Genomic DNA, 19,586 nt, shown 5'->3' on the forward strand with positions numbered 1-19,586 from the left:
CATGTCAAAATTCTTCATCGACCGTCCGATTTTCGCCTGGGTAATTGCCCTGGTGATCATGCTGGTCGGGGCACTTTCGATCCTGAAATTGCCGATCAACCAATACCCAAGCATTGCGCCGCCGGCCATTGCGATCTCCGTGACCTACCCGGGCGCTTCGGCGCAAACCGTGCAGGACACCGTGGTCCAGGTGATCGAGCAGCAGCTCAACGGTATCGACAATCTGCGTTATGTATCCTCGGAAAGTAACTCCGACGGCAGCATGACCATCACCGCGACCTTCGAGCAGGGCACCAACTCCGACACCGCGCAGGTACAGGTTCAGAACAAGCTGAACCTGGCCACCCCGCTGTTGCCACAGGAAGTGCAGCAACAAGGTATCCGCGTGACCAAGGCAGTGAAAAACTTCCTCTTGGTCATCGGCGTGGTATCGCGTGACGGCAGCATGACCAAGGACGACCTGTCCAACTACATCGTGTCGAACATGCAGGACCCGATCTCGCGGACCGCCGGTGTCGGTGACTTCCAGGTCTTCGGTGCCCAGTACGCGATGCGCATCTGGCTCGACCCGGCCAAGTTGAACAAGTACAACCTGACCCCGGGCGATGTCAGCACCGCGATCTCGGCACAGAACGTCCAGGTGTCTTCCGGTCAGCTCGGCGGCTTGCCGGCGTTGCCGGGCCAGCAGCTGAACGCGACGATCATCGGCAAGACCCGTCTGCAGACTGCCGAGCAGTTCAAGGCGATTCTGCTGAAGGTTAACCAGGACGGCTCGCAAGTGCGTGTCGGCGACGTCGCTGACGTCGGTCTGGGCGGTGAAAACTCGAGCATTTCCGCACAGTTCAACGGCAGCCCGGCTTCTGGTCTGGCGGTAAAACTGGCCAACGGTGCCAACGCCCTCGACACCGCCAAGGCGCTGCGCAAGACGATTGACGACCTCAAGCCGTTCTTCCCGCAAGGCATGGAAGTGGTGTTCCCGTACGACACCACCCCGGTGGTGACCGAGTCGATCAAAGGCGTGGTTGAAACCCTGGTCGAAGCGATCGTGCTGGTGTTCCTGGTGATGTTCCTGTTCCTGCAGAACTTCCGCGCTACCGTCATCACCACGATGACCGTGCCGGTGGTATTGCTCGGTACATTCGGCATCCTCGCGGCGTTCGGTTTCAGCATCAACACCCTGACCATGTTCGGTATGGTGCTGGCCATCGGTTTGCTGGTGGACGATGCCATCGTCGTGGTGGAAAACGTCGAGCGGGTGATGAGCGAAGAAGGCTTGTCACCGAAGGAGGCGACCAAGAAATCCATGGGCCAGATCCAGGGCGCACTGGTCGGTATTGCCCTGGTGCTGTCGGCGGTATTGCTGCCGATGGCGTTCTTCAGCGGTTCCACCGGTGTGATCTACAAACAGTTCTCGATCACCATCGTTTCGGCCATGGCCCTGTCGGTTCTGGTTGCACTGATTTTCACCCCGGCGCTTTGCGCGACCATGCTCAAGGCGATTCCGAAAGGCGAGCATGGCACGCCGAAGAAGGGTTTCTTTGGCTGGTTCAACCGCAATTTCGACCGTGGTGTGCAGAGCTATGAGCGCGGTGTCGGCAACATGCTGTCGCGTAAAGCGCCGTACCTGCTGGCCTATCTGCTGATCGTGGTCGGCATGATCTGGCTGTTCACGCGCATTCCGACCGCGTTCCTGCCGGAAGAAGACCAAGGCGTCCTGTTCGCCCAGGTGCAGACCCCGGCCGGTTCGAGTGCCGAGCGTACTCAAGTGGTGATCGACGAAATGCGCAGCTACCTGCTGGATAAAGAAGCAGGCGCAGTGTCCTCGGTGTTTACCGTGAACGGCTTCAACTTCGCCGGTCGCGGTCAGAGCTCGGGTCTGGCGTTCATCATGCTCAAGCCGTGGGACGAGCGTAACTCGGACAACAGCGTGTTTGCCCTGGCCCAACGTGCCCAGCAACACTTCTTCACTTTCCGCGATGCCATGGTGTTCGCTTTCGCCCCGCCCGCGGTACTGGAGTTGGGTAATGCCACCGGTTTCGACGTGTTCCTGCAAGACCGCGCCGGTATCGGTCACGACAAGCTGATGGAAGCGCGTAACCAGTTCCTCGGCCTCGCCGCTCAGAGCAAGGTGCTCTATCAGGTACGTCCGAACGGCCTGAACGATGAACCGCAATACCACCTGGAAATCGACGACGAGAAAGCCCAAGCCCTTGGCTTGAGCCTCACCGATATCAACAGCACGCTGTCGATCTCCTTCGGTAGTAGCTACGTCAACGACTTCATCGACCGTGGTCGCGTGAAGAAGGTTTACGTGCAAGGTCAGGCCGGTGCTCGCATGAGCCCTGAAGACTTGAAGAAATGGTACGTGCGCAACAACGCCGGGACCATGGTGCCGTTCTCCGCGTTCGCCAAAGGCGAGTGGATCTACGGCTCGCCGAAGCTGGCCCGTTACAACGGCGTGGAAGCGATGGAGGTGCTCGGTTCGCCAGCGCCGGGTTATTCCACCGGTGAAGCGATGGCCGAAGTCGAAGCGATTGCCAAGAAGCTGCCGGCCGGTGTCGGTATCTCCTGGACCGGTCTGTCCTACGAGGAACGTCTGTCGGGTTCGCAAGCGCCGGCGCTGTACGCCCTGTCGCTGCTGATGGTGTTCCTGTGTCTGGCGGCGCTGTACGAGAGCTGGTCGATTCCGATCGCGGTTATGCTCGTGGTACCGCTGGGGATCATTGGTGCGCTGCTCGCTACCAGCCTGCGCGGTCTGTCCAACGACGTGTACTTCCAGGTGGGGCTGTTGACGACCATCGGTCTGGCGGCTAAAAACGCCATTCTGATCGTCGAATTCGCCAAGGAACTGCATGAACAGGGGCGCAGCCTGCGTGACGCGGCGATCGAAGCCTGCCGCATGCGTCTGCGACCGATCATCATGACCTCGCTGGCCTTCGTCCTCGGTGTTGTACCGTTGGCGATCTCCACTGGCGCCGGCTCGGGCAGTCAACATGCGATCGGTACGGGTGTGATTGGCGGTATGCTCACAGCCACGATCCTGGCGATCTTCTGGGTCCCACTGTTCTTCGTTACAGTTTCGTCCATCGGCCAGCGTAAGATCGCTGACGAGGATGAAGCTACTGAAACTCCTAAAGAGGCTGGCCAATGAGCAAGTCGCTACTCTCCATCGCAGTCGCCGCCTTCGTGCTGAGCGGTTGCTCGCTGATACCTGACTATCAGCAGCCTGAGGCTCCGGTCGCAGGTCAGTACCCACAGGGGCCGGCGTACTCGCCGGCCCAGGCACCGGCGCAGGCCGCTGCCGAGCAAGGCTGGAAGCAGTTTTTCCATGACCCGGCGCTGCAACAGCTGATCCAGGTTTCGCTGGAAAACAACCGCGACCTGCGTGTCGCGGCGCTGAACATCGATGCCTATGCGGCTCAATACCGCATCCAGCGCGCTGATCTGTTCCCGGCAGTTTCGGCCAATGCCAGCGGCAGCCGTCAGCGGATTCCGGCCCGTGCCTCACAGACCGGTGATTCGAGCATCACCAGTTCGTACTCGGCCACCGTCGGCATCAGCGCTTACGAACTCGACCTGTTCGGTCGGGTTCGCAGCCTGAGCGAGCAAGCGTTGCAACAATACTTCGCTACTGAAGAAGCACGTCGCAGCACCCAGATCAGTCTGGTCGCCAGCGTCGCCAACGCTTACCTGACCTGGCAAGCGGACAAGGAACTGCTCAAGCTGACGCAAGACACCCTCGGTGCCTTCGAAGAAAGCTACAAGCTGACCAGCCGCAGCAACGAAGTCGGTGTCGCTTCGGCACTGGACCTGGCGCAGTCGCGTACCTCGGTGGAAAACGCCCGGGCACAACTGGCGCGTTACACCCGCCAGGTCGCGCAGGACGAAAACAGCCTGACCCTGCTGCTCGGCACCGGTATCCCGGCCAATCTGCAAGCGGCCAAACCGCTGTCGGATGACCTGCTCAGCGACGTTCCGCCGGGCCTGCCTTCGGATCTGCTGCAACGTCGTCCGGACATTCTGCAAGCCGAGTACAACCTGAAAGCGGCCAACGCCAACATCGGCGCGGCCCGTGCGGCGTTCTTCCCGAGCATCAGCCTGACCGCCAACGCGGGCAGCCTGAGCCCGGATCTGTCCGGTCTGTTCAAGGGTGGTTCGGGAACGTGGCTGTTCCAGCCGCAGATCAACCTGCCGATCTTCAACGCCGGCAGCCTGCGCGCCAGCCTCGACGCCGCCAAGATCCAGAAGGACATTGGCGTGGCGAACTACGAGAAGTCTATTCAAACGGCCTTCCAGGAAGTCGCCGACGGCCTGGCCGCCCGCCAGACCTACACCGAGCAGTTGCAAGCGCAACGTGACTTCGTTCAGGCCAACCAGGATTACTACCGTTTGGCCGAACGTCGCTACCGCATCGGCGTCGACAGCAACCTGACCTTCCTCGATGCCCAGCGTCAGCTGTTCAGCGCGCAACAAGCGCTGATCACCGACCGCCTCGCGCAGTTGACCAGTGCGGTCAACCTGTACAAGGCCCTGGGTGGCGGCTGGAATGCGCAAACCGCGCAGAACGAACCGCTGAAAGAAGAAGCACCGAAGATGAAGCTGTTCTGATCATCATCAGGTGAACACAAGGAGCCCACCGATTGGTGGGCTTTTTGTTGCCTGAACATCAAAAGATCGCAGCCTTCGGCAGCTCCTACATTTGAAATGCGTTCCTCTGTAGGAGCTGCCGAAGGCTGCGATCTTTTGACCCTCAATGCTGTTCGATAATCGCCCAAAACCCGCTTTTACCAATTGAATCAAAACATCCGCGCCCCGCACCATTCGCTCCACAAAACCAATAACAACAGGTTCGACACCATGCTCCCGCGCCCTGCCCCGTCCGGCTGATTGCCGTCGTTTCACCTCTGAAAACTTTTCATGTCTGCACCCCGAAAACCGGTGGCAGCGCCCCCGTTCGCCTTAAAAAAACAAGAGAGACCCGAGCCCATGACAACGTCCCCGGCGCCCTACGCATTTCCCGGTCTGATCGCCCTGGCCCTGGCCGGCGCAGCCCTGCCCGCTGCGGCTGAAGAAGCCGGTTTCATCGAAGGGGCCAAGGTCAACCTGAACCTGCGCAACTTCTATATCAACCGCAACTTCACCAACCCGACCAAAGCTCAGGGCAAGGCCGAGGAGTGGACGCAGAGCTTCATTCTCGACGCCAAATCCGGTTTTACCCAAGGCACCGTCGGCTTCGGCATGGATGTGCTCGGCCTGTATTCGGTGAAGCTCGATGGCGGCAAAGGCACCGGCGGCACGGCATTGCTGCCGCTGGATCACGACGGCCGTCCGGCGGACAACTTCGGCCGCACCAACGTCGCCTTCAAAGCCAAACTCTCGCAGACCGAAGTGAAGGTCGGCGAGTGGATGCCAGTGCTGCCGATCCTGCGTTCGGACGATGGCCGCTCGCTGCCGCAAACCTTCCGTGGCGGCCAGATCACTTCTAAGGAAATCGACGGCCTGACCCTCTACGGCGGCCAGTTCCGCGCCAACAGCCCGCGCGACGACAGCAGCATGAGTGACATGTCGATGACCGGCAAAGCCGCGTTCACCTCTGATCGCTTCAACTTTCAGGGCGGTGAATACGTTTTCAACGAAAAACGCACGCAGATCGGTTTGTGGAACGCCGAACTCAAGGACATCTACAGCCAGCAGTACGTCAATTTGATCCACAGCCAGCCGCTCGGCGACTGGACGCTGGGCGCCAACCTCGGCTTCTTCTACGGCAAGGATGACGGCAGCGCCCGCGCCGGCGATCTCGACAACAAGACCTGGTCGGGCATGTTCTCGGCCAAATACGGCGGCAACACCTTCTACGTCGGCCTGCAGAAACTCACCGGCGACAGCGCGTGGATGCGGGTCAACGGCACCAGCGGCGGCACGCTGGCCAACGACAGCTACAACGCCAGCTACGACAATGCGCAGGAACGTTCCTGGCAGTTGCGCCACGACTACAACTTCGCTGCCATGGGCATCCCCGGCCTGACACTGATGAACCGCTATATCAGCGGCGACAACGTACACACCGGGACGATCACCGATGGCAAGGAATGGGGTCGCGAATCGGAACTGGGCTACACGGTGCAGAGCGGCGCGCTGAAGGATCTGAACGTCAGATGGCGCAACTCGACCATGCGCCGGGACTTCAGCAATAACGAGTTCGACGAAAACCGCCTCATCGTCAGCTACCCGATCAGCCTCCTCTAAACACCGCATAAAATTGTAGGAGTGAGCCTGCTCGCGATAGCGGTTAATCAGTGACATTTAAAGTGACTGACACACCGCTATCGCGAGCAGGCTCACTCCTACAGGGGTTTTGTGCCATTGGTCAGGAGAAGTGGCACTTCGCCGGTCGGCAGGTAAAGTGACAAAACCTGAAGGACTCAGGTGCTTCACCTTTGCGCTTCCGTCGTCGTAGTCGGTCCTCAAGCTGGGAGCCAGGTTGTCATCGGAAGACACCAACGATCACCGGAGGACCACCTCAATGATCTCTCGTCTCGCAACACCCGACTGGGACGCCAAGGCGTACCAGCAGTTTTCCCGTCTCAGGCAACGCCCGGTCAATGAACTGCTCGACCGTGTGGACCTGCCGAACCCGCAACGCATTTACGACCTTGGCTGCGGCACCGGCATTGCTACGCAATTGTTGGCCAAACGCTGGCCGCGCGCGCAGTTGCAGGGGATCGACAGCTCCGCGCAGATGCTCGCCGAAGCGCGCTGTTTGCCGGTCAAAGCGTTGTGGAAACATTGCGATCTGCTCGACTGGCAACCGGAGCAGCCGGCGGATCTGCTGTTCGCTGCCGCCGTACTGCATTTTATCGATGGCCATGAGACCTTGCTGCCGCGCCTGCTCGGCCATATCAACCCCGGCGGTTGTCTGGCGGCGCACATGCCAGACTGGCGCGATGCGTTGTGGTATCGGCTGGTGCTCGACACCCTTGAAGACGGTGGCCTTGGCGGCACGCCATTGGGCACACCTGAACTGCGCCAGCGCATGGCCGCGCGGCCGTTGTTGGCGCTGGAGGACTACTACCGGTTGCTCGCGCCAATGACCTCGTCGCTGGATATCTGGGAGACCGAGCAGTTGCAGGTGGTTGACGGCAAATCGCCGGTGTATGACTGGGTGAAGGTCTCGGCGCTGCGGCCGGTGATGCAGGCGCTGGATTCAGAGGAACAGGCGCGGTTTATCTATCGCTATCTGATGCGGGTGCATGAGCATTATCCGCAGGAGGCGAATGGGCACACGTTGTTTGCGTTCAAGCGGATATTTATTGTGGCCACCGTCTGATTTGTCGCGGCCACTATCGCTATCGCGAGCAGGCTCACTCCTACAGGAGAACGCATTCCAAATGTAGGAGTGAGCCTGCTCGCGATGGCGTCAGCCCGGCCAACGACTATTCCCGGGATTCGACTCCTAGCTCATCCCACACCGATTCAGCCAGATGAAACGTCGCATTCGCCGCCGGGATCCCGCAATAAATCGCACTCTGCATGATCACTTCCTTGATCTCGCCCCGGCTCACGCCATTATTGGCCGCCGCACGCAGATGCAGTTTCAACTCACCTTCGCGGTTCATGCCGATCAGCATGGCGATGGTGATCAGGCTGCGGGTATGCCGAGGCAAGCCCGGACGCGTCCAGATATCCCCCCAGGCGTGGCGGGTGATCATCTCCTGGAACTCCGAGTTGAACTCGGTCAGCGTGGTCAGGCTGCGATCGACATGCGCATCACCCAGCACTGCGCGGCGCACTTGCATGCCGTCGTCGTAACGTTGTTTCTCGTCCACAAAAACTTCCTCACTTAGCCTGCAAAAACGCCAAGACACGATCACTGAAATCTGCGCCAGCCTGCACGTTGGACAAATGCGCCGCATAAAACTCGGCGTATTCGGCACCGCGTACATGCTCCTGAATAAAGTGCCCACCAGACGGCGGTGTCACCGCGTCTTCGGTGCCGGCAATCACCAACAACGGCACGTTGATCGACGCCAGTTGCTCGCGGAAATCGGCATCACGCACCGCTGCGCAGTTGGCCGCATAACCCTCAGGCGAAGTGGCCGCGAGCATGTCGGTTATCTGCTTGGCCGCTGCCGGATGCGCCGCCGAAAAGTCCGGAGTAAACCAACGGGCAATCGATGCGTCACGCAGGGCAACCATCGCCGCAGCGCCGTCGCGCAGCACGGTTTCGATGCGTGGATTCCACACCGACGGATCGCCGATTTTAGCTGCGGTGTTGCAGACGATCAGCTTGTTCAGACGATGCCCGGCGTTGATCCCCAGCCACTGGCCGATCAGGCCGCCCATCGACAGTCCGCAAAAATGCGCACGCTCGATATGCAGTGCATCCAGCAGACCGAGCACGTCGTGACCGAGTTGCTCGATGCTGTACGGGCCCGCCGTCACCAGCGATTTGCCGTGACCACGGGTGTCGAAGCGCAGCACGCGAAAGTGCTCGGTGAACGCTGGCATCTGCGCGTTCCACATGCGCAGATCAGTGCCCAACGAGTTGGACAACACCAGCACCGGCGCATCGACCGGGCCCTCGATTTGATAGTGCAGTTCGCCATCGGCGAGTTGAACGAAAGCCACAGCCCTCTCCTTTCAGTCAGACAATGCGTTGTGTTCGGCCACCGCGCGCTCGACCCAGGTTTTCGCCTGACCGAGATAATGGGCGGGGTTCAAAAGATGATCGAGTTCAGCATTGCTCAGCTCGGCGGTGACCTTCGGTTCATCACCGAGAACGGCGCGCAAATGGCGCTGCTCGGCCACTGCGCGTTTGCAGCATTGTTCGAGCAAGTGATGCGCGGTGTCGCGGCCGACCCGCTGGGCGAGGACGATGCTGACGGCTTCGGCGAGCACCAGCCCCTGAGTCAAATCAAGGTTTCGGCCCATGCGCTCGGCATCGACTTCCAAGCCGTCAGCCAGCAAGCGTGCCTGTTGCAGCGAACCGGAAACGAGGCAGCAGATTTCCGGCAGGGTTTCCCATTCGGCATGCCACAAACCGAGGCTGCGCTCGTGTTCCTGCGGCATGGCGCTGAACAGCGTCGAGACCAGACCCGGCACGCGCGTCGCTGCGCCGATCAACACCGCCGCGCCGACCGGATTACGTTTGTGCGGCATGGTCGACGAGCCGCCCTTGCCCGGCGCCGAGGGTTCGAAAACCTCGGCGGCTTCGGTCTGCATCAACAGGCTGATGTCGCGGCCGAATTTGCCGAGGCTGCCGGCGATCAAACCGAGCACCGCGCCGAACTCCACCACGCGATCACGCTGGGTGTGCCACGGTTGCTCGGGCAAGCTCAGTTGCAGTTCTTCGGCCAAGGTTTCTGCGACCGGCAACGCCTGTTCGCCCAACGCGGCGAGGGTCCCGGACGCGCCACCGAATTGCAGCACCAGCAAGCGCGGTTTGAGTTCACGCAAGCGCTGACGGCTGCGAGTCACTGCACCCAGCCATCCGGCGATTTTCATGCCCAGGGTCACAGGCGTCGCGTGTTGCAGCCAAGTGCGCCCGGCCAGTGGCGTGGCCGCATGGCGTTGCGCTTGAGCGGCGAGCGAATCGGCCAGTTGCGCGAGATCGCTTTCGATCTGTTCCAGCGCCTGCCGCAATTGCAGCACCAGCCCGGAATCCATCACGTCCTGACTGGTCGCGCCCAAATGCACATAACGTTCGGCTTCAGCATCACTGGCAGCAATCTGCTTGCCCAACGCCTTGACCAACGGAATCGCCGAGTTGCCGGCCGTGGCAATCGCCTCGCCCAGCGCCGCAAAGTCATACAACCCCGCGTTACACGCCGCAGCAATCGGTGCGACAGCCGAAGAAGGAATCAGACCGACCCGCGCCTCAGCCCGGGCCAGCGCCGCTTCGAAGTCGAGCATCGCCTGCACGCGGCCCTGATCGCAGAACACTTCGCGCATATCGCGGGCAGTGAAATAGGCATCGAACAATTGATTGCCCGGTCGCTGAGTCATAAACAGTCCTTGCCGGCGCGGGCCATCACGGCCCGCGCGCTTCGGGTTAAAGATCGTGGTGCAAATACGCCGCTTGTTTCGGCAAGCGCAGACTGAACAGGAAGGCGATCGCCATCATCGCCGTCACGTACCAGTAGAAGGAGTTTTCCATGCCGATGTTCTTCAGGCTCAGCGCGACGAATTCCGCCGAGCCGCCGAAGATCGCATTCGCCACCGCATAGGCCAGACCAACGCCAAGTGCGCGGACTTCCGGCGGGAACATTTCGGCTTTCACCAGGCCACTGATCGAGGTGTAGAAACTGACGATCGCCAGCGCCACGGTGATCAGCACAAAGGCGAGGAACGGGCTGCTGACGCTTTTCAGGCTCAGCAGAATTGGCACGGTGAACAGCGTACCAAGCGCGCCGAACCAAAGCATCGAGTTACGTCGGCCGATCTTGTCGGCGAGCATGCCGAACAGCGGCTGCATGCACATATACAGGAACAGCGCGCCGGTCATGATGTAGCTGGCGGTCTTGGCGTGCATGCCGGCGGTGTTCACCAGGTACTTCTGCATGTACGTGGTGAAGGTGTAGAAAATCAGCGAGCCACCGGCGGTGTAACCGAGCACAGTAATGAACGCGGCTTTGTGATCGCGGAACAGTGCGCTGATGCTGCCGGCGTCTTTGTGTGCGCGGGTTTCCTTGTTGGTGGTTTCTTTCAGGCTGCGACGCAGGAACAGCGAAATCAGCGCCGCCACCGCACCGACCACAAACGGAATCCGCCAGCCGTAGGCACGCAGGTCTTCTTCGGTGAGGAATTGCTGCAGCACTACTACCAGCGACACGGCCAGCAGTTGCCCGCCGATCAGCGTCACGTACTGGAACGAGGCGAAAAATCCGCGCTGGCCCTTGAGGGCGACTTCGCTCATATAAGTCGCGGTGGTGCCGTACTCGCCGCCGACCGACAGGCCCTGCAGCAAGCGTGCGAACAACAGCAGGACCGGCGCCCAGACGCCAATGTCCTTATAGGTCGGCAGGCAGGCGATCAGCAACGAGCCGAAGCACATCATCAGAATCGAGATGAGCATCGAATTCTTGCGCCCGTGCTTGTCGGCCACGCGACCGAAAATCCAGCCACCAATCGGGCGCATCAGGAAGCCGGCGGCGAACACGCCAGCGGTGTTGACCAGTTGCACCGTCGGGTTGTCGGAGGGGAAAAACGCCGGGGCGAAATAGATCGCGCAGAAGGCGTAGACGTAGAAGTCGAACCATTCGACGAGGTTGCCGGACGAGGCACCGACAATGGCAAAGATGCGCTTGCTGCGCTCTTCACCGGTGTAATGGGAGGTGGTGGTTGTCATTGTTTTTCACTCGATAGGGACAGTGAGAGTCTAGACATACTTTGCAACAGTCCCGTTCCACAGTTCCATCTGCAACACAGTTCTCACCTGTGGGAGCGAGCCTGCTCGCGAAGAGGGAGTGTCAGTCGACATTGATGTTGGCTGACCCACCGCTTTCGCGAGCAGGCTCGCTCCCACAGGGGATGGTGGTGATCTATTAATAATCGAAGAACACTGTCTCGGCATCAGTGCCCTGCAGAATCACATTCCACTGGTAAACACCCGAGGCGTCCTGCTTGGCCAGTAACGTACTACGACGCTCGGCCGGCACACATTCGAGCAACGGATCATCGACGTTGGCCGGCTCGCCCTCAAAGTAGATCCGCGTCAGCAAGTGCTTGACCAAGCCACGGGCAAAAACCAATACCACCAAGTGCGGCGCCTGGGTCGAGCCTTTCAGCCCTTCAACCGTGCCCGGTTTGATCGTGGTGAAACGAAAGCGCCCTTCCGCATCCACCGGCACCCGGCCGAAACCTTCAAAGTGCGGATCGAGCGGTTTGTCCTGCTCGTCTTCCGGATGGTCATACTTGCCGGCGGCATTCGCCTGCCAGACTTCGAGCATGGCGTCGTTGACGACATCGCCGTTGCCATCCACCACCTGCCCGGTGATCGCCACGCGCTCGCCGAGGGTTTGCTCGACGGTGAGGTTTTCGCGGTTCAGCCAGGTCAGGCCGATGTGGTAATACGGCCCGACGGTGTGGGACGTGGTCGCAGTCAGCGTCATCTTATTTCTCCATCGGCGTGGCTTCACGCCCGCGCAGCACGATGTCCCAACGATAACCGAGGGCGTAGGACGGAATGGTTTTTTCCAGATCGAAACTGGCGATCAGGCGTTCCTTGGCCGAAGTGTCCGGCACGCAGTTGTAGATCGGGTCGTAGGCCAGCAGCGGATCGCCCGGGAAATACATTTGCGTGACCAAGCGGGTGAGAATGCTTGGCCCGAACAGCGAAAAGTGAATGTGCGCCGGACGCCAGGCGTTGTGGTGGTTGCCCCACGGGTAGGCGCCGGGCTTGATAGTCTGGAACTGATACCAGCCGTCAGCATCGGTGACGGTGCGGCCGGTGCCGGTGAAGTTCGGATCCAGCGGCGCGTCGTGCAGATCACGCTTGTGGTTGTAGCGGCCAGCGGCGTTGGCCTGCCAGATCTCCACAAGAATCCCCGGCACCGGCAGACCGTTTTCGTCGAGTACACGGCCGTGAATGATGATGCGTTCGCCCTGCGGCTCGCCTTCATGCTGGGCGGTCAGGTCGTTATCGGTGTCGCCCACACGCTCGGCGCCGATGGTCGGCCCGGTGATTTCCGACAGCGAGTGCGGCAGAAGCACCAACGGCTTCGACGGCGAGCGCAGGTTGGTGGATTGATACGTCGGGTGCAGGTACTCAGGCTGAGTGCCTTCCTTCGGACGACGGTAACCAGGCTTGTCAGACATGTCGCTTTCCTCTGTTCTTTTTCGTCACGGCTTGCGTCAAACGCGTTCGATGGCCAGGGCCAGGCCTTGGCCGACACCGACGCACATGGTCGCCAGACCTTTCTTGCCACCGGTCTTTTCCAACTGATGCAGGGCGGTCAGCACCAGACGCGCACCGCTCATGCCCAACGGGTGGCCGAGGGCGATCGCGCCACCGTTCGGGTTAACCTGCGCGGCGTCATCGGCCAGACCCAGTTCACGCAGCACCGCCAGGCCTTGGCTGGCAAACGCTTCGTTGAGTTCGATCACGTCAAAATCGCTGACCGCCACGCCGAGACGCTCGATCAGTTTGCGCACCGCCGGTACCGGGCCGATGCCCATCACCCGAGGTGCGACACCGGCGCTGGCCATGCCGAGCACTTTGGCGCGGGCGGTCAGGCCATGCTTTTTCACGGCCTCAGCGGAGGCGAGAATCAGTGCGGCAGCACCGTCGTTGACGCCGGAAGCGTTGCCGGCGGTGACGGTTTTGTCAGGGCCGTTGACCGGTTTGAGTTTGGTCAGTGCTTCAATCGTGGTATCGGCGCGCGGATGTTCGTCCTGGCTGACCACGGTTTCGCCCTTCTTGTGGGCAATCCGTACTTCAACAATTTCTTCGGCGAAGTAACCGGCAGCCTGCGCGGCGGCGGTACGTTGCTGACTGCGTAGAGCGAAGGCGTCCTGATCGGCGCGCGAGACTTTATAGTCGTCGGCAACGTTGTCGGCGGTCTGCGGCATCGCGTCGACGCCGTACTGCGCCTTCATCAACGGGTTGATGAAACGCCAGCCGATGGTGGTGTCTTCAAGCTTCATGTTGCGCGAGAACGCCGCGTCAGCCTTGCCCATCACAAACGGTGCGCGGGACATCGATTCGACGCCGCCAGCAATCGCCAGCTCCATCTCGCCACTGGCAATCGCACGGAATGCGGTGCCTATGGCGTCCATGCCCGAGGCGCAAAGACGATTGAGGGTCACGCCCGGCACGCTTTCCGGCAGACCGGCCAAAAGCAGCGCCATACGCGCAACGTTGCGGTTGTCTTCACCGGCCTGGTTGGCGCAGCCGAGGAACACTTCGTCGATGGCGTTCCAGTCCACCGAGGGATTGCGTTCCATCAGGGCCTTGATCGGCACGGCGGCCAGGTCATCAGCGCGAACGGCGGACAGTCCGCCGCCGAAACGGCCGATCGGCGTGCGAATCGCGTCGCAGATATAAACGTCACGCATCATGCTTCTCCCGGTGCCTGACCGTGGGCGGCGGCGGTGCGCGCTTCGAGATCGCGCAGCGCGGTCAGTTCGACGTCGGTCGGTTCAGCGGTGGTTTCAACGCTGTCAGCAAAACGAATCGCCCAACCGGTGGCCGCGACCACTTGCTCGCGGGTTACGCCTGGATGCAGCGCAGTGACCACGAATTCGTGGGTGCCCTCTTCCGGCTCCATGATGCACAGGTCGGTGATGATCCCGACGGGCCCGGCGCCCGGCAGGCCCAGACGCTTGCGAGAATCGCCGCCCTCGCCGTGACCGACCGAGGTGATGAAATCAAGCTTGTCGACAAACGAGCGCGCCGACTGTTTAAGGATGATCAATACGCTTTTCGCCGAACCGGCAATCTCCGGCGCGCCACCGGCACCCGGCAGGCGCACTTTCGGCGAGAAATAATCGCCGACCACGGTGGTGTTGATGTTGCCGAAACGGTCGACCTGCGCAGCGCCGAGAAAACCGACGTCGATGCGCCCGCCCTGCAGCCAATAGCGAAAAATCTCACCGGTCGGTACGACAGTGTCAGCGGTTTCCGCCAATTCGCCGTCACCGATGGACAGCGGCAGCACGCTTGGCTTGGCGCCAATCGGGCCCGATTCATAGATCAGTACCACATCTGGCGAGGAGGTCAGGCGCGCGAGGTTGGCGGCTTTCGACGGCAGGCCGATGCCGACGAAGCACACGGAGCCGTTCTTCAGGCGACGGGCTGCGGCGACGGTCATCATTTCATTGGTGGTGTAAGTCATTACTTGGCCTCCGAAGCAGCGGCCAACTTGGCCTGGAACGCGCTGAAGTCAGCGCAGCCATGGATGTATTCGTTGATCCACGCGGTGAACGTCTCACGGTCGCGAGCGATCGGATCCCACGCTTGATAGAAACGATTGTCGCGCTCGTTGTAACCGTGGGCGTAGGACGGATGTGCGCCGCCGGGTACGTGGCAAACCGCGCTCAAGGCCCAGGTCGGCAACACGCAAGAGTTCATCGGCGCGTTGAGGTTGTCGACGATTTCTTCCACGGTGACGATGCAACGTTTGGCAGCCAGTGCGGCTTCTTTCTGCACGCCGAGAATGCCCCACAGCAGCACGTTGCCCTGGCGGTCGGCTTTCTGTGCGTGGATCACGGTCACGTCCGGGCGCACCGACGGCACGGCCGCCAACACTTCACCGGTGAACGGGCAAGTCACAGTCTTGATCAGCGGATTGACCTTCGGCAGGTCGGAACCAGCGTAGGCACGCAGCACCGCGAACGGTAGGCCGGATGCACCGGCGACGTAGGCATTGGCCAGGTCGGCGTGGCTGTGTTCTTCGATTTCCAGCGGCTGCGGCCATTGTTTCTCGACCGCGTCGCGCAGACGGTGCAGCGAGCCCACGCCCGGGTTACCGCCCCAGGAGAAAATCAGTTTGCGCGCGCAACCGGCGCCGATCAGTTGGTCGTAGATCAGGTCAGGCGTCATCCGCACCAGCGTCAGATCTTTCTTGCCCTGACGAATGATTTCATGACCTGCGGCCGTAGGGATCAGGTGAGTGAAGCCTTCGAGTGCGACGGTGTCACCGTCGTTGACGAATTGCTTCACCGCGTCGTGCAGCGAAAGGATCTCAGCCATGGAGCGGGCTCCTGTTTTTGTAATGAATCGCCAGTGATAAAAAGGCGCGAGGTTCCGCGCCGGAGTCACTGCAGATTAAGCCTGGGGAAATGACCAAACAATCCGATAATCGACTGAGTGTTCGTTTATCGAACAGATTGTTGTCAGCCTATCGGTTCGTGTTTCCTGCAAAAGATCGCAGCCTTCGGCAGCTCCTACATGGGAATGCGTAACCCTGAGCTGCTGCAGGCTGCGATCTTTTCGCTTCACACCGCGATATCAGGTGGCATCCGCATGGCTGACCATGCCTTTGACCAACACTGCCGCCGTCGCCAGACCCGCAGGAATCACCAACGCCGTCAGCACCTGCTCGAAATTCCAGCCAAGGCCCAACAACGTCGCGCCCATCCACGCCCCGAGAATCGCGCCAAAGCGGCCAATCCCCAGCATCCACGACACCCCGGTCGCCCGCCCCTGAGTCGGATAAAAACGCGCGGCCAGCGACGGCATCGCCGATTGCGCACCGTTCACGCACATCCCCGCCACCAGTACCAAAGTCGCCAGCAAGGTGATGTTGCCCAGGCTCTGCCCGACCGCGTAGGCAAACACCCCGGCCAGCAGGTAGAAAATGCCGATGACCTTGTGCGGATTGAAGCGGTCCATCGCCCATCCCACAGCGACCGCGCTCAATACCCCGCCAAACTGGAACAATGCACCGATGAACGCGGCTTGCTCCATGCTCGCGCCGCTGTCACGCATCAGCGTCGGCAGCCAACTGGTCAGCAGATAAACGATCACCAGGCCCATGAAATAGGTCAGCCACAGCAGCAAGGTGCCGGTGCTGTAAGTACCGGAGAAAATCACCGCAAACACATTGCGCGCCTTGACGGTCTTCTGTTCAGGCACGCTGAAACTGGAGGCTTGAGCGACGGTAACCGGATCGATCGGTGCCAGGGTCTTGCGCACTTTGTCAGTGCCGCGGTTACGCACAACAAGGTAACGCGCCGATTCCGGCAGCCAGAACAGCAGCACCACGGCGAGGATCAGCGGCAGGATCCCGCCAATCAGCAGCAGGCTGTGCCAGCCGAACGCCGGGATCAGCTTGGCGGAAATGAACCCGCCACCGGCCATGCCGAGGTTGAAACCGCAGAACATGCTGGTCACCAGCAGCGACTTCTTGCGCTCCGGGGTGTATTCCGAGAGCAGTGTGGTGGCGTTCGGCATCCCCGCGCCCAAGCCGAGACCGGTCAGGAAGCGCAGCACCAGCAGTTGTTCAACGTTAGTGCTGTATGCCGAAGCAAGGCTGAAGGCGCCGAACAGAACCACAGCGCCCACCAGTACGACTTTTCGTCCAAAGCGGTCAGCCAACGGGCCGGAACCCAATGCACCGAAAACCATGCCGATCAACGCAGCACTCATCACCGGGCCAAGGCTGGCGCGGTCGATGCCCCAGTCCTGCGACAGCGCCGGGGCAATGAAGCCCATCGCCGCCGTGTCGAGGCCATCGAGAAAGACAATCAGGAAACACAGAATCACCACGCGCCACTGATAGCGCGAGATCGGTTGGGCATTGATGAAGGTCTGCACGTCGAGGCAGTTACCTACAGCGGACTGAGGCTGGTTCATTATTTTTATTCCACGCAAAAAACGCAGTCGAACAGCGGCCGGCCAAAGAGCGGCACGGTCACAAGAATAGAAGGTGTGGATCAGGCGTTGCGGGAAACCCGGCAACAGCGGGTGGAGCGGAGACAGTCGGAGAGCGTGCGCATGGTGAGTTGCCTCTTGTCATTATTATGGGAGTCGACAATCCGGCGGGCTCATTCACATCAGCGCCGGATGACGCTGCCGCGACATTAATGATCCGAAGGTTTTAGCGTCAATTCGATAAACGCAACACTGTGCGTTTATCGAACAGCTTCATCAGGCGAATAACTGCGCGCTGAGGTCGCGACTGGCACTGAGCAGGCCCGGCAGGAAGCGCTGCTCAAGCTCGGTACGGCTGACGCGACCAGCGTGGGTGCTGACGTTGAGCGCCGCCACCACTTGGCCAGACGCGTCGTAGACCGGCACGGCAATTGAGCGCAGGCCCTGTTCAAGTTCCTGATCGACGATGCACCAGCCTTGCTGCCGCACTTCCTGCAGGCATTCGAGCAACGCATCTGGTGTATGGATCGTGCGGCTGGTCTTGGCGACCAGTTCGGCGTGATCGAGGTATTCACGCAGCGATGTGTCATCGAGTGCTGCCAGCAGAATTCGCCCCATCGACGTGCAATACGCCGGCAAGCGCCCACCCACTGACAGGTCCACCGAAATCAGCCGCTGAGTGGTCGCCGAACGCGCGATGTAGAGAATGTCGTCGCCTTCCAGCGTGGCCATGTTGCAGGCTTCGTGCAGTTGCTCGCTCATGCGGTCGAGATACGGCTGAGCGGACACTGCCAATGGCGTCGACGACAGATAGGCGTGGCCGAGGGTCAGCACTTTGGGCAGCAATGAGTAGGTGCGACCGTCCGTGGTGGCGTAGCCAAGTTTGATCAAGGTATGCAGGCAACGACGCACGGCGGCGCGGGGAATTTCCGTGCGATGACTGATTTGGGCGATGGTCAGATGGCGCTTGCGCTCTTGAAACGCCTGCACCACCGCCAAGCCCCGGGCCAGCGAGGTCATGAAGTCCGGATCACCGGTCAGCGCCTGGATGCGTTTGGCCGGCGAGGCGACGATCGGCGGCGCCACGGAGGTGAAGGAGTTGCGCATTTGATCGTTCATTTCTTGTCCTTTTATCCGGCACGGATCAATGGGCTATACAAGCGGCTTGCCGACAAATGCACAAGCAGCGGACCTGCAACATTGGGCGATTATCGAACCGCCGACCGATAATCGCAATCAACCGTTGCGGCCGTTTCATGCGCCTTTCTGGGTTTACTCAACTTCTCTCGTTATCCGAATCACGGCCTTAGTTGTTCGACTTAATGGCGCCAAAAACCGATCACTCGCCCAATAAAGGCCACCACGCACTTCAACTAGCGACAAAAGTTGCGGGTCACAAAACAATCACACATCCAGAACCGTTTTTAACTTGGCAAAGATAGTCATTCCTGAATCGACCGCTATAATGCACCTCAGTGGCACCTCGTTTTCAAACGCCGAGATCGTCACCCGCTGTGGCGATGTCCATCGCCGACAGCCCGGCCAGCGCCTGACGCGCATTACTCATGCAACGCCTGCGCTCGCTGAAACAGGAAACTGATGCTGCGTCAGTTTTTATCTGGTGCCGTAGCCGCCTGTAACACGGAAGTCTTGATCGCCCCATCGATAAAACCAATGCCTGTCTGGGCATTGAACTCTCGGTGGCTTCGTTCAATAGATTCGTTGCAGTGCGTTTCACCAGACACTTAACTCAACTCATACAGGTAGCACTGTGACGAAAGACGAACTGCGCGCGGAACTTGAGCGCCAGGAACAACGTTACAAGGAAGTTTACGGCGGGGAAGTCACCACCTACGCCGCTCAGCCAGAACCGGAACGCAAAGCGTGGCGTAAACGCCCGACCGTTCAGGATCAGGTCTTCAAGCAAGAAATCGAAAAGATCGAAAAGGAACTCAAAGCCGAAGAGCCTTGAACCGCGGTTTTTGGATCGTTGAAGGTTTTACGTCGATACCGGTTACAAGCGCGGTGAAACGACGATGCCTTGCGCGCCCGCTACCCGCGGGCAGCGGCCATCATCCGGTCTGGCAGATTGAGGACGGGCGTCCTACAGGTTTCACAGATATTTCAGACAAGCGTTCGAGACCTCTCCGCGACGTTGAAATCGCCTGCGAAATCAGTCTTTTACGAATAAAATCAATGACTTGAAAAACCATGCGTTGTGCTGGGTTTTCATGCGCTGCAACAAATTAAATCGAAGAAGTGTGTAACCGAT

General features: G+C 60.2%; 16 protein-coding genes. 5 read left to right on the top strand and 11 right to left on the bottom strand.

The genetic code is table 11. The features are described 5' to 3' along the window. The first annotated feature begins 1 nt into the window (after position 1). The 4 genes from emhB (at position 2) to ACI514_RS18790 (ending at position 7,327) form a co-directional block, all read left to right on the top strand. Positions 2–3,151 carry an efflux RND transporter permease subunit EmhB gene (gene emhB / locus ACI514_RS18775; protein WP_160056436.1) on the top strand — a complete coding sequence of 1,050 codons (3,150 nt, stop codon included), beginning with the start codon at positions 2–4 and terminating at the stop codon, positions 3,149–3,151. Beyond that, positions 3,148–4,608, top strand: coding sequence for an efflux RND transporter outer membrane subunit EmhC (gene emhC / locus ACI514_RS18780; RefSeq protein WP_160056434.1), 1,461 nt, complete (start codon positions 3,148–3,150; stop codon positions 4,606–4,608). The genes emhB and emhC overlap by 4 nt, the downstream gene beginning before the upstream one ends. A 378-nt stretch (positions 4,609–4,986) precedes the next feature. Then, positions 4,987–6,246: an OprD family porin gene (locus tag ACI514_RS18785; RefSeq protein ID WP_405122188.1), complete on the top strand. Its 1,260-nt coding sequence runs from the start codon at positions 4,987–4,989 to the stop codon at positions 6,244–6,246. Between the two features lie 277 nt (positions 6,247–6,523). After that, on the top strand, positions 6,524–7,327 hold the full coding sequence (locus ACI514_RS18790; RefSeq protein ID WP_160056428.1) for a methyltransferase domain-containing protein: 804 nt from the start codon (positions 6,524–6,526) through the stop codon (positions 7,325–7,327). Between the two features lie 106 nt (positions 7,328–7,433). Here ACI514_RS18790 and pcaC read toward each other — a convergent pair whose 3' ends face one another. The 11 genes from pcaC to pcaR all read right to left on the bottom strand — a co-directional run bounded on the left by pcaC (position 7,434) and on the right by pcaR (position 18,433). Further along, positions 7,434–7,826, bottom strand: a complete 393-nt coding sequence (pcaC, locus tag ACI514_RS18795) for a 4-carboxymuconolactone decarboxylase (protein ID WP_025110738.1) — start codon at positions 7,824–7,826, stop codon at positions 7,434–7,436. Positions 7,827–7,836: 10 nt separating this feature from the next. Then, the gene (gene pcaD / locus ACI514_RS18800; RefSeq protein ID WP_405122189.1) at positions 7,837–8,628 is read right to left on the bottom strand and encodes a 3-oxoadipate enol-lactonase; all 792 of its coding nucleotides are present in this window, start codon (positions 8,626–8,628) and stop codon (positions 7,837–7,839) included. A 12-nt stretch (positions 8,629–8,640) separates the two neighbouring features. Continuing rightward, positions 8,641–10,005 carry a 3-carboxy-cis,cis-muconate cycloisomerase gene (locus ACI514_RS18805; RefSeq protein WP_405122190.1) on the bottom strand — a complete coding sequence of 455 codons (1,365 nt, stop codon included), beginning with the start codon at positions 10,003–10,005 and terminating at the stop codon, positions 8,641–8,643. Between the two features lie 46 nt (positions 10,006–10,051). Then, positions 10,052–11,347 (bottom strand): MFS family transporter, encoded by a 1,296-nt coding sequence (locus ACI514_RS18810; RefSeq protein ID WP_095049154.1) that lies wholly within the window; start codon positions 11,345–11,347, stop codon positions 10,052–10,054. Positions 11,348–11,543: 196 nt separating this feature from the next. Then, positions 11,544–12,110, bottom strand: coding sequence for a protocatechuate 3,4-dioxygenase subunit alpha (gene pcaG, locus ACI514_RS18815; RefSeq protein WP_102902710.1), 567 nt, complete (start codon positions 12,108–12,110; stop codon positions 11,544–11,546). Between the two features lies 1 nt (position 12,111). Next, positions 12,112–12,816: a protocatechuate 3,4-dioxygenase subunit beta gene (gene pcaH / locus ACI514_RS18820; protein ID WP_160056422.1), complete on the bottom strand. Its 705-nt coding sequence runs from the start codon at positions 12,814–12,816 to the stop codon at positions 12,112–12,114. A gap of 36 nt (positions 12,817–12,852) precedes the next feature. Then, positions 12,853–14,058: a 3-oxoadipyl-CoA thiolase gene (pcaF, locus tag ACI514_RS18825; protein ID WP_258709367.1), complete on the bottom strand. Its 1,206-nt coding sequence runs from the start codon at positions 14,056–14,058 to the stop codon at positions 12,853–12,855. Continuing rightward, on the bottom strand, positions 14,055–14,834 hold the full coding sequence (locus ACI514_RS18830) for a CoA-transferase subunit beta (RefSeq protein ID WP_016982817.1): 780 nt from the start codon (positions 14,832–14,834) through the stop codon (positions 14,055–14,057). Before ACI514_RS18830 ends, pcaF begins: the two co-directional genes overlap by 4 nt. Beyond that, positions 14,834–15,691: a CoA transferase subunit A gene (locus ACI514_RS18835; RefSeq protein ID WP_160056420.1), complete on the bottom strand. Its 858-nt coding sequence runs from the start codon at positions 15,689–15,691 to the stop codon at positions 14,834–14,836. The genes ACI514_RS18830 and ACI514_RS18835 overlap by 1 nt, the downstream gene beginning before the upstream one ends. Before the next feature lie 258 nt (positions 15,692–15,949). Beyond that, on the bottom strand, positions 15,950–17,296 hold the full coding sequence (locus ACI514_RS18840) for an MFS transporter (protein WP_160056418.1): 1,347 nt from the start codon (positions 17,294–17,296) through the stop codon (positions 15,950–15,952). Between the two features lie 294 nt (positions 17,297–17,590). Then, positions 17,591–18,433, bottom strand: a complete 843-nt coding sequence (gene pcaR / locus ACI514_RS18845; RefSeq protein WP_007917109.1) for a pca regulon transcriptional regulator PcaR — start codon at positions 18,431–18,433, stop codon at positions 17,591–17,593. 652 nt (positions 18,434–19,085) lie between these two features. Between pcaR and ACI514_RS18850 the strand changes: the two genes are divergently transcribed. Beyond that, entirely contained in the window at positions 19,086–19,286 is a 201-nt protein-coding gene (locus tag ACI514_RS18850) for a hypothetical protein (protein WP_008080067.1), read from the top strand. Positions 19,287–19,586 lie beyond the last annotated feature (300 nt).

This window comes from Pseudomonas sp. M20 (genome assembly GCF_045037865.1).
Taxonomy (GTDB): domain Bacteria; phylum Pseudomonadota; class Gammaproteobacteria; order Pseudomonadales; family Pseudomonadaceae; genus Aquipseudomonas.

Excerpts from the sequence above, each read along its gene's own strand:
- pcaF (WP_258709367.1), bottom strand. The coding sequence starts at position 14,058 with ATGATGCGTGACGTTTATATCTGCGACGCGATTCGCACGCCGATCGGC.
- pcaH (WP_160056422.1), bottom strand. The coding sequence starts at position 12,816 with ATGTCTGACAAGCCTGGTTACCGTCGTCCGAAGGAAGGCACTCAGCCT.
- ACI514_RS18790 (WP_160056428.1), top strand. The coding sequence starts at position 6,524 with ATGATCTCTCGTCTCGCAACACCCGACTGGGACGCCAAGGCGTACCAG.
- pcaR (WP_007917109.1), bottom strand. The coding sequence starts at position 18,433 with ATGAACGATCAAATGCGCAACTCCTTCACCTCCGTGGCGCCGCCGATC.
- ACI514_RS18810 (WP_095049154.1), bottom strand. The coding sequence starts at position 11,347 with ATGACAACCACCACCTCCCATTACACCGGTGAAGAGCGCAGCAAGCGC.
- ACI514_RS18805 (WP_405122190.1), bottom strand. The coding sequence starts at position 10,005 with ATGACTCAGCGACCGGGCAATCAATTGTTCGATGCCTATTTCACTGCC.
- emhB (WP_160056436.1), top strand. The coding sequence starts at position 2 with ATGTCAAAATTCTTCATCGACCGTCCGATTTTCGCCTGGGTAATTGCC.
- ACI514_RS18830 (WP_016982817.1), bottom strand. The coding sequence starts at position 14,834 with ATGACTTACACCACCAATGAAATGATGACCGTCGCCGCAGCCCGTCGC.
- ACI514_RS18785 (WP_405122188.1), top strand. The coding sequence starts at position 4,987 with ATGACAACGTCCCCGGCGCCCTACGCATTTCCCGGTCTGATCGCCCTG.
- ACI514_RS18840 (WP_160056418.1), bottom strand. The coding sequence starts at position 17,296 with ATGAACCAGCCTCAGTCCGCTGTAGGTAACTGCCTCGACGTGCAGACC.
- emhC (WP_160056434.1), top strand. The coding sequence starts at position 3,148 with ATGAGCAAGTCGCTACTCTCCATCGCAGTCGCCGCCTTCGTGCTGAGC.
- pcaG (WP_102902710.1), bottom strand. The coding sequence starts at position 12,110 with ATGACGCTGACTGCGACCACGTCCCACACCGTCGGGCCGTATTACCAC.
- ACI514_RS18835 (WP_160056420.1), bottom strand. The coding sequence starts at position 15,691 with ATGGCTGAGATCCTTTCGCTGCACGACGCGGTGAAGCAATTCGTCAAC.